The organism is Arthrobacter sp. NPDC080031, from assembly GCF_040702485.1.
Taxonomy (GTDB): Bacteria; Actinomycetota; Actinomycetes; order Actinomycetales; family Micrococcaceae; genus Arthrobacter.
Map to the genome: position 1 here is coordinate 91,898 of NZ_JBFBLA010000014.1, position 16,957 is coordinate 108,854.

General features: G+C 64.7%; 11 protein-coding genes, 1 tRNA gene and 1 pseudogene. 12 read left to right on the plus strand and 1 reads right to left on the minus strand.

Annotation, left to right across the window (positions count from 1 at the left end):
* The first annotated feature begins 128 nt into the window (after positions 1-128).
* The 12 genes and pseudogenes from obgE to AB0323_RS13625 all read left to right on the plus strand — a co-directional run bounded on the left by obgE (position 129) and on the right by AB0323_RS13625 (position 13,515).
* Positions 129-1,718, plus strand: coding sequence for a GTPase ObgE (gene obgE / locus AB0323_RS13570; RefSeq protein WP_364537825.1), 1,590 nt, complete (start codon positions 129-131; stop codon positions 1,716-1,718).
* Positions 1,708-2,898 (plus strand): glutamate 5-kinase, encoded by a 1,191-nt coding sequence (proB, locus tag AB0323_RS13575; RefSeq protein WP_366177776.1) that lies wholly within the window; start codon positions 1,708-1,710, stop codon positions 2,896-2,898. The genes obgE and proB overlap by 11 nt, the downstream gene beginning before the upstream one ends.
* Positions 2,895-4,265 carry a glutamate-5-semialdehyde dehydrogenase gene (locus AB0323_RS13580; RefSeq protein ID WP_366177777.1) on the plus strand — a complete coding sequence of 457 codons (1,371 nt, stop codon included), beginning with the start codon at positions 2,895-2,897 and terminating at the stop codon, positions 4,263-4,265. The genes proB and AB0323_RS13580 overlap by 4 nt, the downstream gene beginning before the upstream one ends.
* A 79-nt stretch (positions 4,266-4,344) precedes the next feature.
* Positions 4,345-4,578 carry a hypothetical protein gene (locus AB0323_RS13585; RefSeq protein WP_364537819.1) on the plus strand — a complete coding sequence of 78 codons (234 nt, stop codon included), beginning with the start codon at positions 4,345-4,347 and terminating at the stop codon, positions 4,576-4,578.
* Between the two features lie 46 nt (positions 4,579-4,624).
* Positions 4,625-5,254 (plus strand): nicotinate-nucleotide adenylyltransferase, encoded by a 630-nt coding sequence (gene nadD / locus AB0323_RS13590; RefSeq protein ID WP_364537817.1) that lies wholly within the window; start codon positions 4,625-4,627, stop codon positions 5,252-5,254.
* Positions 5,255-5,261: 7 nt separating this feature from the next.
* On the plus strand, positions 5,262-6,506 hold the full coding sequence (locus tag AB0323_RS13595) for a hypothetical protein (protein ID WP_366177778.1): 1,245 nt from the start codon (positions 5,262-5,264) through the stop codon (positions 6,504-6,506).
* Positions 6,507-6,569: 63 nt separating this feature from the next.
* The gene (gene rsfS, locus AB0323_RS13600) at positions 6,570-6,968 is read left to right on the plus strand and encodes a ribosome silencing factor (RefSeq protein WP_366177779.1); all 399 of its coding nucleotides are present in this window, start codon (positions 6,570-6,572) and stop codon (positions 6,966-6,968) included.
* Positions 6,969-7,111: 143 nt separating this feature from the next.
* Positions 7,112-7,187: transfer RNA gene (locus AB0323_RS13605), tRNA-Ala, on the plus strand.
* 294 nt (positions 7,188-7,481) lie between these two features.
* Positions 7,482-8,498 (plus strand): LacI family DNA-binding transcriptional regulator, encoded by a 1,017-nt coding sequence (locus tag AB0323_RS13610; protein WP_366177808.1) that lies wholly within the window; start codon positions 7,482-7,484, stop codon positions 8,496-8,498.
* A gap of 415 nt (positions 8,499-8,913) precedes the next feature.
* A complete protein-coding gene (glgP, locus tag AB0323_RS13615) occupies positions 8,914-11,520 on the plus strand; it encodes an alpha-glucan family phosphorylase (protein WP_366177780.1) in 2,607 nt (868 codons plus the stop codon).
* Between the two features lie 138 nt (positions 11,521-11,658).
* Positions 11,659-12,762, plus strand: a complete 1,104-nt coding sequence (locus AB0323_RS13620) for a Gfo/Idh/MocA family oxidoreductase (protein WP_366177781.1) — start codon at positions 11,659-11,661, stop codon at positions 12,760-12,762.
* Positions 12,762-13,515 (plus strand): annotated as a pseudogene (locus AB0323_RS13625) (ThuA domain-containing protein). The gene AB0323_RS13620 and the pseudogene AB0323_RS13625 overlap by 1 nt, the downstream one beginning before the upstream one ends.
* On the opposite strand, the gene AB0323_RS13630 reads toward AB0323_RS13625, so the two are convergent.
* Positions 13,508-16,939: an error-prone DNA polymerase gene (locus AB0323_RS13630; protein ID WP_366177782.1), complete on the minus strand. Its 3,432-nt coding sequence runs from the start codon at positions 16,937-16,939 to the stop codon at positions 13,508-13,510. The pseudogene AB0323_RS13625 and the gene AB0323_RS13630 sit on opposite strands and share 8 nt — an antisense overlap.
* Positions 16,940-16,957: the final 18 nt, after the last annotated feature.

Here is a 16,957-nt window from a genome sequence, read left to right on the forward strand (position 1 = left end):
GGTGGAGCGGGCCGTATGGCCCGCTCCATCTGTCTTTTTAACCGCACTAGAATTTAGTAGGGCGGGCGGCGGCGCATCAGCCCGCAACGCGCATTTCAAGCAGTAATTTCCACATAGAGGAGAAACACGTGGCGACCTTCGTAGACCGGGTAGTACTTCACGTATCCGGCGGGACAGGCGGCCACGGCTGTGTCTCTGTTAAGCGCGAGAAGTTCAAGCCCCTCGGCGGACCCGACGGCGGCAACGGCGGCAACGGCGGCGACGTCATCCTGCGCGTCGATGCCCAGACCACTACCTTGCTTGACTACCACCACGCACCGCACCGGCACGCAACCAACGGTGGCCCCGGCATGGGCGACTGGCGCGGCGGCAAGAACGGTGAAACCCTCGTGCTTCCCGTGCCGGACGGCACTGTGGTCAAGACCAAGGACGGCGTCGTCCTGGCTGACCTCGTGGGTGAGGGCACCGAGTTCATTGCTGCCGCCGGCGGCCAAGGCGGCCTTGGCAACGCCTCGCTGTCTTCGCAGAAGCGCCGTGCCCCCGGTTTCGCCCTCCTCGGAATTGAAGGCGACTCCAGTGACATCGTCCTGGAGCTGAAGTCCATCGCAGACATCGCGCTGGTTGGCTTCCCCTCCGCGGGCAAGTCCAGCCTCGTCGCGGCAATGTCGGCGGCGCGGCCCAAGATCGCCGACTACCCGTTCACCACCCTGATTCCCAACCTTGGCGTGGTCCAGGCCGGTGACGTCCGTTTCACCATCGCAGACGTTCCCGGGCTGATCGAGGGCGCGAGCGAAGGCAAGGGCCTGGGCCACAACTTCCTGCGCCACGTGGAGCGTTGCGCGGCGCTGGTGCACGTGCTGGACTGCGGAACCCTGGAAGCGGACAGGGACCCGCTCTCGGATCTTGCGATCATCGAGCAAGAGCTGGACAAGTACGCCGTGGACATGAGCTACGCCGGCGTTGACGGCGAAGTCGTCCCCCTGAACGAACGCCCCAAGCTTGTTGTCCTGAACAAGGTGGACCTCCCTGACGGCAGGGACATGGCCGAGTTCGTCCGTCCCGAACTGGAACAGCGCGGCTACCGCGTCTTCGAAGTCTCGGCCACGAGCCACGAAGGCCTGCGCCAACTGAGCTTCGCCATGGGCGAGATTGTCATGGCCGCCCGCAAAGCCGTTGCCGCTGCGCCTCCCAAGGTCGCAGCGCCCGTCCTGCGTCCGCGTGCCGTCAACGAGTCCGGCTTCACGATCCGCCGCGAGGAAAAGAACCTCGAGCCGCTCTTCCGCGTGCTGGGGGAGAAGCCGGTCCGCTGGGTCAAGCAGACCGACTTCACCAACGAAGAAGCCATCGGCTACCTCGCCGATCGGCTGGCCAAGCTTGGCATCGAAAACGAGTTGTTCAAGATGGGTGCCGTCCCGGGCGACACCGTGGTGATCGGCGAAGAGGACGGCGTCGTGTTCGACTGGGAGCCCACCATGATGGCGGGTGCCGAACTCCTGGCGACGCCCCGAGGCACGGACATCCGTGTTGCCGACATCGGTGACCGCCCCACCCGTTCGCAGAAGCGCGATGAGCAGATCGAACGCCGCGAAGCAAAGGCTGCAGCACGCGCCGAGCTCGAAGCCGAGCGCAAGGCGGGCATCTGGACCGAGTCCGTCAGCGGCCGTCGTCTCCCCAAGCCCCTGAAGGAAAGCGGCCTGGAAGCCGAAAATGACGACTAGCACGGCCCGCATCGCTGAAGTCGCTGAGGGCGACGACGCCGCCGAACGCCAGGCACTCGCCGGCGCCAAGCGGATCGTGGTCAAGGTGGGTTCGTCCTCGCTGACGAGCATCAAAGGCGGCATCTCGGAAAAGGCGTTGACGGCGCTCGTCCACGCCCTGGCCGAAAAGCGCAACTCCGGGACAGAGATCATCCTGGTCTCCTCCGGTGCCATTGCGGCGGGTCTCGCACCGCTCGGCCTCGCCAAGCGTCCCAAGGACCTCGCCACGCAGCAGGCCGCGGCCAGCGTGGGCCAAGGGCTTTTGATGGCGCGCTATTCGCAGGCTTTCGCTGCGCACGGGGTCACGGTCAGCCAGGTCCTGTTGACTGCGGATGACTTGATGCGGCGCACGCAGCACAGCAACGCATACCGGGCGCTGGACCGTTTGCTGAACCTCGGCGTCGTACCCGTCGTGAACGAAAACGACACCGTGGCAACCCACGAAATCCGCTTCGGTGACAACGATCGCCTGGCCGCTTTGGTGGCGCACCTTGTGCGGGCGGATGCGCTGGTCCTGCTTTCCGACGTCGACGCGCTGTACGACGGTCCGCCGTCGTTGGGTGCAAAGCGTATTCCGCTGGTCACCGGTCCCGCTGACCTCGTTGGGGTGACTATCGGCAAGGCCGGCAAGGCCGGGGTCGGAACCGGGGGCATGACCACCAAGGTGGAGGCGGCGTCGATCGCCGCAGGCTCCGGCATCCACGCCCTCGTCACCTCCACGGCCAATGCCGCCGCCGCACTGGCGGGCGAGGACGTGGGAACGTGGTTCGCCATCAACGGCAACCGCAAACCCGTCCGCCTGCTGTGGCTGGCCCACCTTGCTTCGGTTCGGGGCCGTTTGGTGCTCGACGACGGCGCAGTCAAGGCCGTGCGCGACCGACACACCTCGCTGTTGCCCGCCGGGATATCGTCGGTGCAGGGAGACTTCGAGCCTGGCGATCCCGTGGAGATGGTTTCTGCCGAGGGCGCCGTGATTGCCAGGGGACTGGTGAACTACTCGGCGGAAGAGCTTCCCCGCATGCTTGGCCGTTCAACCAAGGAGCTCGCCAAGGACCTTGGCCGCGGGTATGACCGCGTAATTGTTCATGTTGACGACCTCGTACTGGTTCAGGGGTCCCGCTCCACTAAACTTGGAGAATGACTGAGGCCCTTACCCCCGATTCTCCTGTGATGACTGACGCCCCGGCTGCCGGCAATGCCGCCCAGGTGCCGGAAACTCCGGAGCTGGGAACCGCGCCGCTCACCCCTGAGCAAGTGGAGGCGGCCGTGCATTCGATCGCGGACCGCTCACGGCAGGCCGCGCGGCACATGGCCCAGGCGAACCGTGCCTGGAAGGACCGCGCCCTGCACGCTATCGGCGCGGCTCTCCGGGAACAGCAGGGGTCCATCCTTGCCGCCAACGCCAAGGATGTTGAGTCTGGCCGAAACAACGGAACCTCCGCTGCCATGCTGGACCGACTGACCCTGACTCCTGCCCGCATCGACGGCCTTGTGGCGGCCCTTGAAAACCTGGCGGCCCTGCCGGATCCCGTAGGCAACGTCGTCCGGGGCCAGACCCTCCCCAACGGACTGCGCTTGCGCCAGGTCAACGTGCCCATGGGAGTAGTCGCGGCGATCTACGAGGCCCGCCCCAACGTCACGGTCGACATCGCCGGGCTCGCCTTGAAGAGCGGCAATGCGGTGATCCTGCGCGGCGGATCGGCTGCTGCCCACACCAACGCAGCCCTTGTGGGCATCCTCCGCGATGCGCTGGAATCCGTTGGCCTTCCCGCCGACGCCGTACAGAGCGTGGACCAGTTCGGCCGCGAGGGCGGAAACGTCCTGATGCGTGCCCGCGGCCGGGTGGACGTGCTGATTCCCCGTGGTGGACGGGAGCTGATCCAGACGGTGGTCAACAACTCTTCCGTGCCCGTCATCGAGACCGGCGAAGGAAATGTGCACATCTTCCTCGACGAGTCTGCCAGCGAAGAGATGGCCGTCGATATCCTGCTTAACGCCAAGACCCAGCGTCCCAGCGTCTGCAACACCGTGGAGACTCTTCTGGTGCACTCGAAATCCACTGTGCTGCCCGCCGTCGCAGCGGCCTTGCGCTCGGCCGGTGTCACCCTGCATGTGGATTCCCGGATTGAAGCGGCGCTGTCCGGCTCCGTGGATACAGTCCCTGCCGACGACGTCGATTGGGCCACGGAATACATGGACCTTGACCTCGCCGTTGCCATGGTGGACAACCTCGACGAGGCGGTCGCGCACATCCGCAAATGGTCGACGGGCCACACGGAAGCCATCCTTACGAACAACCTGGCGAACGCGGAGAAGTTCATCACGGACATCGACTCTGCGGCTGTCATCGTGAACGCTTCCACGCGTTTCACCGACGGAGGCGAGTTCGGCCTCGGTGCCGAGGTAGGAATCTCGACCCAGAAGCTCCACGCCCGCGGTCCGATGGGCCTCACGGAGTTGACCACCACGAAGTGGATCGTCCAGGGTGAAGGCCAGGTCCGCAGCTAGCGACGCTGTAACATAGAACAGAAGTCCTGAACGGTGGGAGGATCCGCCGTCGAAATCCTTTGAACCGCTAGGGGAGAAAATGCAGTTTCAGCAGATCGCCATCTCAATTCTCACGCAAGGGGGCGAAACCGAGGCGCCGGCACCGTTGTTTGCGCCTCCTTTCGTCATCGGCATCACGATGTTCTCCGTCCTGCTGGTCCTGCTGTTCATCGCCGTTTCCTACACGAACCTCGGCAACCGTCACGACGCCGTCGAAGAGCACTCGGATCCGCACCGCCAGCACCCGGCCAAGCACCCAGGGCTGGGTCACTAACATTTCCGCCGCAAAACCCTTCGAGGAAACGGGGCGTCGACTTCGCTTGGGCGTGATGGGTGGGACCTTCGATCCCATTCACCACGGCCACTTGGTTGCTGCCAGTGAGGTTGCCGCCAAGTTCCGCTTGGACGAGGTGGTGTTCGTGCCCACCGGCCAACCCTGGCAGAAAACGCACAAGCAGGTCAGCGAAGCCGAGCACCGGTACTTGATGACGGTCATTGCCACGGCTTCCAACCCCAACTTCACGGTGAGCCGCGTGGACGTCGACCGCCCCGGTCCCACGTTCACGATCGACACCCTGCGGGACCTCCGGACCCAGCGGCCGGACGCGGACCTGTTCTTCATCACGGGCGCTGACGCCCTGGCGCAGATCCTGTCGTGGAAAGATGTCGACGAGCTTTGGTCCTTGGCGCATTTTGTCGGTGTCACCCGGCCAGGTCATGTTCTTGATGGCATGGGCAGGGAGGACGTCAGTCTGTTGGAAGTGCCCGCCATGGCGATTTCTTCGACGGATTGCCGCGCCCGCGTGGGTGCAGGCAATCCGGTCTGGTACCTCGTACCTGATGGAGTAGTGCAGTACATCGCCAAATACAAGCTGTACTCGGGCAAACCCGGCATGGGGGAGCCCCTGCATGCTATGACCGGACCAGAACACCAAGCCCGTACCGAGTGAGTTTTGAATGAGCCAGGAACAGCCCCCCATCCCTAGCCGGCGCGAGCTTCGACGAGCCCGGGACGCGCGCCTGGAAGAAACCGGCGCACGGCCCGCGGCAGCCGAGGCCGCTGCCTCCGACGACGCCAACCACGCGTCCGGTGGCGCTTCGGTCAATCGGGTGCGCCGGGTGGCCGATGCTCCGCTGGACGCCAAACCAGCCTCGGAACGCTCTTCCCAGGCGCGTGCGCGAGACCGCGCCGCCCTCCGCGCCATCAAGGAACTCGCGGATAAGGAACAGCAACTTTCCCGCGGCGGCCCGCCTACGCGCCGTCAATTGCGCCTGCAGCAATTGCAGGAAGAAGTTGCCCCGGGCACCTCGGCCATCCCCGTTGTGGGGGCACCGGGATCGGGCCCGAGGACAACCGGCATCCCGGTCCAGACTTCCGGCAAGCAGCAGCCTGGTTCGGATCGCCCTGGCGTATCGCCTGGTGGCCGTGTCCGTGTCACCGCGGGCCCTCCTCCCGGTGCACCGGAAATGACGGTGGAGCAGGCCTTGATGGCCCGTGAGCTTTTGGCCGCCCAAGCGAACAATCAGTCCAACAAGCTTGAGCACATCGCGGCGATGGAATCGGCGGTGCAGAAAGTCCCGGCCGTTGAATCCGGGGTTCCCGGCAACGATGTTGAGCCGGCGGATCCAGAGGCCTTGGCTGAACAAATCGCCCAGGCTGAACGCGAAGCGATCCTCAACAAGAGGGCCATGGCCAAGCAGAAGCTTGCCGAGCAGAACAGCCGGCCTTCAGGTCCGGTCCGTGCCGAACCTTCCGTGGCCAGCAACCTCGCCATGGTGACGCCCCTTGAATTCGTGAAGGTTCCGGGGCTGGATCGTCCCGTCATGAAGCCGCCCGGCACCACCTTTGTTCCTCTCGTGACGTCCCCTGCGCCGAAACTGAAACCGGGGCAGTCGGCGCCGGGCAAGCCACGCAGCCAGCGCGGCCGGGCAGGAGTGCTGGCGCGCGCGGAAGCCGCTGCGAAAGCGGCAGGTCGACGCCCGGCGCCGGCCTCCGAACCGGATGGCGAGGCGTTCGCGGAAGCGGCCGAACATCCGCCCATTTCGGCAAGTTCGGCGTACGGACTTGAACCGCTCGACGCCGCGACGGCGGGACTTGGGCGGGCCCAGCGTACCCGGCTTCTGGTCCTGGGACTCGTTGGCCTCGGAGCCATCGCCCTGATTGCGGGCATCATCATGATCACCAGCGGACTTTCCCGCTGACCATAAAGGCTTTTGCCACCAAACAGGCTTCGTCTATTCTCGAAGTCGCATACAAGGAGTCCCGTGACTGCACATGAACAATCCGTCCTCTTGGCCCGCCACGCCGCCCGCGCGGCAGCGGACAAGCTGGCCGAGGACATCATCGCCCTGGATGTCAGCGAACGCTTGGCCCTGACTGACGTTTTCCTCATCGCTTCGGCCCCGACCGAACGCCAGGTCAACGCCATCGTCGACGGCATCGAGGAAGAGCTGCTCAAGCAGGATCTGCGCCCGGTCCGCCGCGAAGGACGTTCGGAGGGCCGCTGGGTCCTGTTGGACTACGCCGACATCGTGGTCCACGTCCAGCACTCCGAGGACAGGGTCTTCTACGCCTTGGAACGCCTTTGGAAAGACTGCCCGGTGGTGGATCTGGATCTCGGTGACGACACCTCGGCGAAGGCTCCTGCCGTCGAGGAATCCTAGGCTTAAAGGCGCAAACCAACTGAATATGCCCGATTTGGAATTTTCGGAATTGCTGTTCTAAGATATTTGAGTTGCTCCGGAGGAATCCGAAAAGCGGACGAGGTTTTCAAGCCAGTTCACGGTTCGCGGAGCAGCGAAAATATGGGGCTGTGGCGCAGCTGGTAGCGCACCTGCATGGCATGCAGGGGGTCAGGGGTTCGAGTCCCCTCAGCTCCACCATGGAGGCCTTGCCTGGAACATGAATGTGGTTCATGTTCCAGGGCAAGGCCTCGGCTGTGTGGCAAGGGAATCACCTTAGCGGGTGGTTCCCTTTTTCGTGCCGTAGACGCGGAAGCTCCGGTTGCCCCCTCGCTTAGCCGTCGAGTGTATGCAACAGTGGGCTCAGCACGCCTGCAACACTTTGCCAACCGATTACGGTTTACTATGAGGGACTAGCGTCCGGCGGACCGCAGTCATTTGCGGGTCCATCGCCGGCCAGCCACCGACAATACGAGGGGATAGTCCTTGGTAACCATGGCCGATGTTGCGCGGGTAGCCCGCGTTTCCAGGAGCACTGTGTCCTATGCCCTCAGCGGTGTCCGGCCGATTGCACCCGAAACGCGCGAGCGCATCCTGAAGGCCATGGCCGACCTTGGCTATACGCCGAACCTGCTCGCCCAGGGTTTGGCCGGCAAGCGGACCGGCATCCTCTCCCTGATCTTCCCGGTCGGGGAGCAAGGCATGAACACCACGGAATTCGAATACGTTCAAGGCGCTGCCGAACAAGCGCGTGTCGACGGGTACCATCTTCTCCTGTGGCCGATGGACCCAGACGACCTGGGCGAGATGCAGCGGATCGTTGCCCAGGGCCTGGTGGATGGAATCCTCCTTATGGAAGTCAGGTCATTCGACGAAAGGATTCCCGTCCTCCTTGAAACGGGGGTTCCATTCGTCACCATTGGACGGCCAAGGGATGCCGCTGGCCTGGCATTCGTGGACGCGGATTTTGAAGCGATGGGCGAGCTGGCTGTGTCGCACCTCGTTAGCCTGGGGCACAAGGAAATCGGCCTCGTGACGCATTCGCGTGAGTCCCTGGACACCGGCTACGGCCCGATGGTCCGATCCTGGGATGCCGTGGCAGCCGCCGCGTCACGGCACGGGGTCAGTGCCCGGCTGTTCCCGACCGCGAGCTCACTTGCCGGCGGTCGCGCGGTGTTCGGACAGATCCTGGAAGAATCCCCGGAAACCACCGGGCTCGTGGTGATCAACGAAGCGGCTACTGCAGGCCTTCTGGGTGCTGCGGCGAGCCATGGTTGGCGGGTCCCGGAGTCCCTGTCCATTGTCGCGATCAACACCAGTGCCGGCTCCGCGGAGCGCTTCATGCCCGCCCTGACTACAGCGTCCGCCGAACCCAGGGTGATGGGGCGCGAAGCTGCGCAATTCCTTTCCCGGCGCCTCAGGAGCGAGAGCGCAGATGCCCTGCAATGGCTCGCTGAACCGGTGCTGACGTTGCGCGGAAGCACCACCGTGGCGCGCGCCGTCGAGCCCTAAATAACCGCGCCGTTCGGGTGTAATCCGCCAATTCGACCCAATCATTACGCGGTCCGAGCCCACGTGATTGTGACATTTGACACACCGTTGCGCCGCCAACTACTGTCGAGCCATCGACCCGCGTCGACAAGGCGCGTCGACGAACGGCGATGAGATTCTTCCTATACAACAGGGCGGATAGTCGCCGATCAGAGTTTCAGGAACCCGTGCGCCTGTGAAGCCAATGATGCCGCTCAAAGAAAGAATGTAAGCGCTTGCCCAGCAATGGTGGCGCCCGGCGAAGCCTCCTCACCCGGTGCCCCGGTGGTCCCGCCCCTAGCCAACATCTCCCCAATCATCACAACAACCTCATGGAGGTACACCGCATGGAAACGTTGACCCAACCGGCCCTGTCCGCGTTCGAAGGCGGCCGGAAGTGAAAGCGATTCGACGGTTCACGGTCCGAACGGTTCTGCCGGAAGCAATCGCCCCGCTGGCACGATTGGCGAAGAACTTGCGTTGGTCGTGGCATTTGCCGACACGTGAACTGTTTTCCGCGCTGAATCCCGAGGCCTGGGAGCAAAGCAATCACGACCCCATGACCTTCCTGGGCCTGGTCAGCCGCGAGGAACTGCATGAACTCGCTGAGGATGGCGCAGTCATTGAGCGTGTCCAGCACGCGGCTGCGGACCTGGACCGGTACCTGAGCGAGCCGCGGTGGTACCAGGGCCTGGGTCCCGACGCTCCGGCGTGCATCGCGTACTTTTCCCCGGAGTTCGGGATCACCGAGGTGCTTCCGCAGTATTCCGGCGGCCTGGGGATCCTGGCCGGGGACCATTTGAAGGCCGCTTCGGACCTGGGGGTGCCGCTGATCGGCGTCGGGCTGCTGTACCAGGCGGGTTACTTCAAGCAGTCCCTATCCCGGGACGCCTGGCAGCAGGAAACCTACCCGGTCCTTGACCCGGACGGCCTGCCCCTGACAATGCTGCGTGAGGAAGACGGTTCGCCGGCTCTGGTCACACTTCCCCTGCCTGGTGACCGGACGCTGCGGGCGCACATCTGGCGGGCCGACGTCGGGCGCGTGCCGCTGCTGCTGCTCGACTCGAATGTTCCGGCCAACGACGACGCCGCGCGCGGGATCACGGACCGCCTCTACGGCGGCGGCGGTGACCACCGCCTGCAGCAGGAACTGCTGCTGGGCATGGGCGGGGTGAAGGCGCTGCGCGTCTACCAGCGCCTCACCGGCAGCCCGGCCCCGGAAGTGTTCCACACCAACGAAGGCCACGCCGGGTTCCTGGGCATCGAACGCATCCAGGAACTCATGTCCTCCGAGGCCCCGCTGAGCTGGTCCGAGGCCCTGGCCGCGGGCCGGGCGTCCACGGTGTTCACCACCCACACCCCCGTGCCTGCCGGCATCGACCGCTTCGAGGCCGTGCAGATCAGGCACTTCTTCGACGCCGGCCTGGCCCCGGACGTGCCGGTGGAGAAGGTCCTGGAACTCGGCCGGGAAAACTACGAGGGCGGCAACCCCGCGGTCTTCAACATGGCCGTCATGGGCCTGCGCCTGGCACAGCGGGCCAATGGCGTGGCCAAACTCCACGGCGTGGTCTCCCGCGAGATGTTCTCCGGGCTCTGGCCAGGCTTTGACCACTCCGAAATCCCCATCACCTCCGTCACCAACGGCGTCCACGTACCCACCTGGATCGATCCCAAGATGAGCCGGCTCGCTGCAAAGCACTTTGGCAGCACCGACGTCGATGCCACCGGTTGGGACAAGATCTACGACGTGGATGATGCCGAGCTGTGGGGCCTGCGGGGCGAGTTGCGTTCTGCTTTGGTCGATGACGTGCGCAGACGCCTGCGATCTTCGTGGAAGAAGCGCGGGGCGGCCGATGCCGAGCTGGGCTGGACGGACACCGTGCTGGACCCGGACGTCCTGACGATCGGTTTCGCCCGGCGTGTGCCCACCTACAAGCGCCTGACCCTCATGCTCCGGGACCCGGCCCGGCTCAAGGCGCTGCTGCTGCACCCGAAGCACCCCATCCAGCTGGTCATCGCCGGCAAGTCCCACCCCGCGGATGACGCCGGCAAGAAAATGATCCAGGACCTGGTGAAGTTCACCGACGACCCCGCTGTCCGGCACCGGATCGTGTTCCTGCCCAACTACGACATCGCCATGGCCCGCACCCTGTTCCCGGGCTGCGATGTGTGGCTGAACAACCCGCTCCGGCCCCTTGAGGCCTGCGGGACCTCCGGGATGAAGGCCGCGATCAACGGTTCCCTGAACCTCTCGGTCCTGGACGGCTGGTGGGATGAGATGTACGACGGCGAGAACGGCTGGGCGATCCCGACCGCGAACAACGACGCGTCACCGACCGAACGCGATGACATCGAAGCCGCCGCCCTGTATGAGCTCCTGGAGACCCAGGTGGCCCCGCGCTTCTACGGTTCCACGGTCTCCGCGGACGCCGGTGCCGCCGGGCCCTCGCAGTCCGGCCCGGAAACCATCCCGACGCACTGGGTCTCGATGATCAAGCACACCCTGGCCCACCTCGGCCCGGCAGTCTCGGCCGACCGCATGCTCCAGGACTACGTCAACACCCTCTACCGCCCCGCAGCCGTCGCCGGCAGGCAGGCGGGAACGGCATCCTTCAAGGAAGCCAAGGAACTCGCGGCCTGGACCACGAAGGTCCGCAGCGCCTGGCCGCAGCTGAGCGTGGAACACGTCGATTCCATCGGTGTCTCCGAAGAGCCGCAGATCGGGGACACCCTCCAGGTCAACGCCTACATCGCCCTCCACGAACTCACGCCCGAGGACGTGTCGGTTGAAGTGGCATATGGCCGGGCCCAGGACGGAGACGAACTGGAGGATGTCGCCCTGGTCGAGCTGACCGAAACAGAGGACCTCGGCAACGGGAGGCACCTGTTCACCGGTTCCATCCTGATCAACCGCTCCGGATCCTTCGGCTACACCGTCCGGGTCTTCCCGAAGCACCCCTCCCTCGCCTCGAAGGCCGAACTGGGGCTCATCGCCAACGCATGATGGTGCGCACCCCCGCTGCAGCTCAAGCAGCGGGGGTGCGTTCCAAAAGTCGAAGCGCCTAACCGGTTGACGCTGTCTGAGGCCCATGAAAGCGTATTTATTGGCCCTAACCGAGTTACGTGAAAAGACAGGAATTCCGTGGGCATTCAGCAGCAAGCAGCGCCAACTCGCCTCAAAGTGGGCGTTGTGGGCATCGGATGGGCTGGCCAACAGCACCTTAAGGCTTACAGCAGCATCGAAGGCGTGGATATCGTCTCCGTCGCCGGGATGGAAGAAGGCCTCCTCGCCCAGATGAAGCAGGAATACGGCATTCCGCATGCTTTCGCCCGTTGGGAAGACATGATCGGGCTGGAAGGCCTGGATGCAATCAGCGTCGCCGTTCCGACCTTCCTGCACGCGCCGATTTCCATAGCGGCGCTGGAGCGTGGGCTGCATGTGCTGAGCGAAAAGCCATTGGCGCGCAACGGCGACGAGGGACGAGCCATGGTCGAGGCGGCCCGGAAGGCCGGCCGCGTCCTGGACGTTGCGTTCAACCACCGCCGCCGCGGCGACATTCAAAAACTCAAGAGCATCATCGACGTCGGCGGACTCGGACGTCCGTACTACGCCAAGGCCTCCTGGCTGCGCCGCGCCGGAATCCCTACCCTCGGCAGCTGGTTCACCAATCCTGAGCTGTCCGGCGGCGGTCCGCTGGCCGACATCGGAGTCCACGTGCTGGACTACTCGCTCCACCTGTTGGGCGAGCCCAAGGTCCTGTCCGTCTCGGCGCAGACACACTCGGAGCTGGGTCCGCAGGGCCGTGGCGGCAACGCCCGGTACACCGCTGGGCCCGCGAGCCACAAATTCGAAGTAGAGGATTTCGCCTCTGCCTTCATCCGGCTCGAAGGCGGCGGCACCCTGATCCTCGAAGCGGGTTGGGCGAGCTACCGTGAGATGGACGACCTCCTCGACTTCACGGTCTACGGGACGGACGGCGGTGCCGAACTGCGCGCCGTCGGGGCGCCGCTGCAGCCGGTCGGCAGCTTGAAGATCTTCACGGAGAAAGACGGCGAAAACGCCGACTACGAGCCCGAAGCCCTCCCCGGCCTTGCCCACCAGGCCGTCGTCGACGACTTCATTGCCGCGATCCGCGGCGGGGAGACGGTCTGGGGACAACACGACGGATCGCTCGCCCTGAGCCGGGCCCTTATCCTTGATGCCTGCTACAAGTCCGCCCTCGAACAGCGCGAAGTGGTGCTCTGATGACTGACAAGAAACTGAAGATCGTCGTATGGAACGAAGCCGTCCACGAGTCGCGCAACGAACCGGACACCATGGCGGAGATGTACCCGGACGGCATCCACGGTGCCATTGCCGCCGGCCTGCGGGGCTTCTTCCCGGATGCCGGGATATCGACGGCGACCCTCACCGACCCCGAACACGGGCTGGACGAGGAAACCCTGGCTGCCACCGACGTCCTGCTCTGGTGGGGACACATCGCGCACCACGAGGTGGGCGATGAAGTGGTGGAACGCGTCCAACGGCATGTTTTGGGCGGGATGGGCAGGCCTCGTGGTGCTGCACTCGGGGCATTTCGCGAAGATCTTCACCCGGCTGCTGGGTACAACGTGTTCGCTCAAATGGCGCAACGACGGCGAACGCGAGCTCGTGTGGACGGTCAAGCCATCGCACCCGATCGCCGCCGGCGTCGAAAGCCCCATTCTGATCCCCAAACAGGAGATGTACGGCGAGCTCTTCGACATCCCGGAGCCGGACGACTTGATCTTCATCAGCTCCTTCGAAGGCGGCGAGGTGTTCCGCTCCGGCGTGACGTTCTCCCGTGGCAAGGGGCGGATCTTCTACTTCAGCCCGGGCGACCAGGAGTACCCCGTCTACCACCAACCGCAGATCCAGAGGGTCATCGCCAACGGCGTAGGCTGGGTGGCACAGCCCGAACAGTTCCGGGACGCCCCGACAGTGACCAACCCGGCCCGGGCCTGGTTTCCGGCTACCTGAAATCGCGGGAGTTGGACTTCACTGTCAGGACCAAGGGTTCCAGCTTGTCCGCCACGAGATTGGTGACTCCTTCCGGCGATCGTTCAAGGAAACCCCGGACGATCAGTGCGGATGATTCCCGGGCCACGCGGCGATGCCTCTTCCAGAGGCCAACGCTGCAGATGACGTTGAGGATGCCGCTCTCGTCCTCCAGATTGACGAAGGTGATCCCTTGCGCGGTCTGGGGACGTTGACGGTGGGTCACGACCCCGGCCACTTCAACACGAGTACCGGACTCGACCCGGGAAAGCCGGTCCACCCGCAGCACCCCTCTGGAATCCAGGTCCCCGCGGGCATGGCGCATCGGGTGGTCATCGGTACTGATTCCTGTGGCCCACATGTCGTAGGCAACATTTTCCAGGGGAGAGAGCTCGGGCAGCAACGGCGGCTGGACGGCGACGTGGGTCCCTGGCAATTGTCCTTCCCGCTCAAGCGCGGCATCGCCGGCCTGCCACAGTGCTTCGCGGCGGTTCATCCCCAGCGAATCGAGCGCGCCGGCCGACGCGAGTGCCTCGAGCTGGTCCGCGCTGAGATTCGCCCGGCGGGACAGATCCGCCATGTCCCGGTAGGCACCATGCTCCTCACGCTCGGCGACGATCCGCTTCGCCACCTCGGTCCCGATGGACGTGACGCCGTCGAGCCCCAACCGCACCGCATGTGAGCCGTCCCGCCGGTGCAGGTGGTCCTCGCGTGGTTGATCCTGCTGGAAGAGGCCGATCTCCGGCTGGTGGAAATCCAGGCAGGAATCCATGCCGCCCACCTGGCCCGCCTCGGCCGTTGTGGCCTCGCCGAGCACTTCGAGGGTCGCCTCGGCAAGGGAATGCAGTACATCCGGGCGCAGTACGTGGACCCCGTGCCTGCGGGCATCCGCCACGAGGGTTTGCGGGGAGTAAAAACCCATGGGTTGTGCCCGAAGCAGGGACGCGAGGAAAGCGCCCGGATAGTGCAGCTTCAGCCACGAGCTCGCGTAGACCAACACTGCGAAGCTCAAGGAATGGGACTCCGCGAAACCGAAGTTCGCAAAGGCCTGGATCTTGGCGTAGATGGCGTCGGCGTCGTCCTTGCTGATCCCGTTGGCCGCCATCCCCGCATAGAGCTTGGCCTCCAGCGACTCGATCTTCTCCCGGCCCCGTTTGGAGCCCATCGCGCGGCGGAGGAGGTCCGCATCCTCGGCGGTGCAGCCACCCACGGCAACCGCCATCTGCATCAGCTGCTCCTGGAACAAGGGCACGCCCAAGGTCCGCTTAAGCACGGGCTCCAGCAATGGATGCAGGTACGTGACCTTTTCCGTGCCTGCACGGCGTCGGATGTACGGGTGGACGGCACCGCCTTGGACAGGACCTGGGCGGATCAGCGCGATTTCGACCACCAGATCGTAGAATTCCCTCGGCTTCAGCCTCGGCAGCGTGCTGATCTGGGCCCGTGATTCCACTTGGAACACCCCGATCGAGTCGGCCCGGCAGAGCATGTCGTAGACGGCCGGTTCTTCCCGCGGGATGGTCTCGATGGTCCAGCGCTCACCGAAGTGCTTGTCGATCAAATCAAAGGAGTACTGCAGGGCGGCGAGCATGCCGAGGCCGAGAAGGTCGAACTTCACCAGGCCCATCCATTCGCAATCGTCCTTGTCCCATTGGAGGACCGTGCGGTTTTCCATCCGGGCACGCTCGATGGGTACCACCTCGCCAACAGGCCGTTCGGTGAGGACCATGCCACCCGAGTGGATGCCCAGGTGCCGGGGGAAGCCGAGTATCTGATCAGCAAGGTCCAGCACCGGGCCCGGGATGTTATTGGTCTTGCCTTCGCTGAGGTCTCCCCAGTGGTCGAGCCGCTTGGACCAGGCGTCCTGCTGGCCCTGGCTGTAGCCGAGCGCCTTGGCTATGTCCCTGACGGCGTTCTTCGGTCTGTAACTGATGACATTCGCCACCTGGGCCGCGTTAAACCGTCCGTACTTGCGGTAGACGTATTGGATGACTTCTTCCCGCCGGTCAGAGTCGAAATCGACGTCGATGTCCGGTTCTTCCTCGCGCAGGCTGGAGAGGAAACGCTCAAACGGAAGGTTGTAGAAGATACTGTCGACGGCGGTGATCCCCAACGCGTAACAGACGGCCGAGTTCGCCGCGGAACCCCGGCCTTGGCAGAGGATGCCGCGGGAACGGGCGAACTTCACAATGTCGTGCACAATCAGGAAATAACCGGGGAAGTTCTTCGCCTCGATCACCGCGAGTTCCTGTTCAATCCGGCGATGGACCCGTTCGTCGGCGTCCGGGTATTTGTCCCTGACGCCTTCTTCAACAAGCTGCCGTAGCCAGGTGATAAGGCTGTGCCCTGCAGGAACATCAAGCTTGGGGAGCTTCGGGCGGGCGGCCCGTAACTGGAACGCCAGCTCGTCAGCGATCTCGACAGTCCGTTCCACCGCGCCCGGGTAGCGGGCGAACCGCGCCGCCATCTCGGAACCGCTCCGCAGATGGGCGCCGCTGCTTGCGGGCAGCCACCCGTCAAGTTCCTCCAAGCTGCGGCGTGCCCGGACAGCCGCCATGGCCGTGGCCAGCGGGTATCCCTCCGGGGACGCATAGTGGACGGCGTTGCTGGCGATGAAAGGTATGCCCGCACGGTCGGCAATACGGACGAGGGCGTCGTTGTGGCTGCTGTCGAGGGGATTCCCGTGATCGAAGAGCTCCACCACCACGTTTTCCCGCCCGAATCTCTCGATCAACTCCTCCACCTCAAGGGCGGCGGCTTGCTCGCCGTCGCTAAGGAGGGCCCTCCGGACCGAGCCTTTGCGGCATCCGGTCAGCACCAGGCAGTGGCCCCTCAGGGAATGCGCCAGCGCATCGAGGTCGTAGATGGGATGGCCTTTCTCGGCATCGGCCGCCAGATGCGCGGACGTCATCGCCCCTGCCAAGCGGTGGTAGCCCTCTTCCTTGCGGGCGAGGACGAGCAAATGGTCACCTTCGGGGTCGGCTTCCCCTTGCTGGGGTTTGCTGAGTCCGAGGGACAGCTCAGCGCCGAACACTGTCTTCAACTCGTAGGCTTCGGCGGCCTCCGCCATCCGCACGATCCCGTAAAAGCCGTCGTGATCGGTCAGCGCGAGGGCATGGATGCCCAGCCGGACCGCCTCCTCAACCAGTTTCTCGGGTGAGGAGGCGCCGTCCAGGAAGCTGTAGTGCGAATGCGCGTGCAGTTCGGCATAAGGCACGACGGCGGCACCCGCCCTGGACGCGACCCTTGCCGGATCGAGGGGGACCGGGCGGTATGGCCCGCGCTTCCTTGACCAGGCGGGGCTGTCACCGCCGTCTCCTGTGGCCTTGCCGATCTCCGGCACTCGCCGGTCCGACAGCGTGCGTTCGAACTCCGACCATGGGATTGACGGGTTGTTCCAAGCCATTTTTGTCTTCCTGACTAA

What these genes read in the sequence shown, in the direction of transcription:
- AB0323_RS13595 (WP_366177778.1), top strand. Translation starts at nt 5,262, where the DNA reads ATGAGCCAGGAACAGCCCCCCATCCCTAGCCGGCGCGAGCTTCGACGA.
- AB0323_RS13585 (WP_364537819.1), top strand. Translation starts at nt 4,345, where the DNA reads ATGCAGTTTCAGCAGATCGCCATCTCAATTCTCACGCAAGGGGGCGAA.
- AB0323_RS13580 (WP_366177777.1), top strand. Translation starts at nt 2,895, where the DNA reads ATGACTGAGGCCCTTACCCCCGATTCTCCTGTGATGACTGACGCCCCG.
- proB (WP_366177776.1), top strand. Translation starts at nt 1,708, where the DNA reads ATGACGACTAGCACGGCCCGCATCGCTGAAGTCGCTGAGGGCGACGAC.
- AB0323_RS13610 (WP_366177808.1), top strand. Translation starts at nt 7,482, where the DNA reads ATGGCCGATGTTGCGCGGGTAGCCCGCGTTTCCAGGAGCACTGTGTCC.
- AB0323_RS13630 (WP_366177782.1), bottom strand. Translation starts at nt 16,939, where the DNA reads ATGGCTTGGAACAACCCGTCAATCCCATGGTCGGAGTTCGAACGCACG.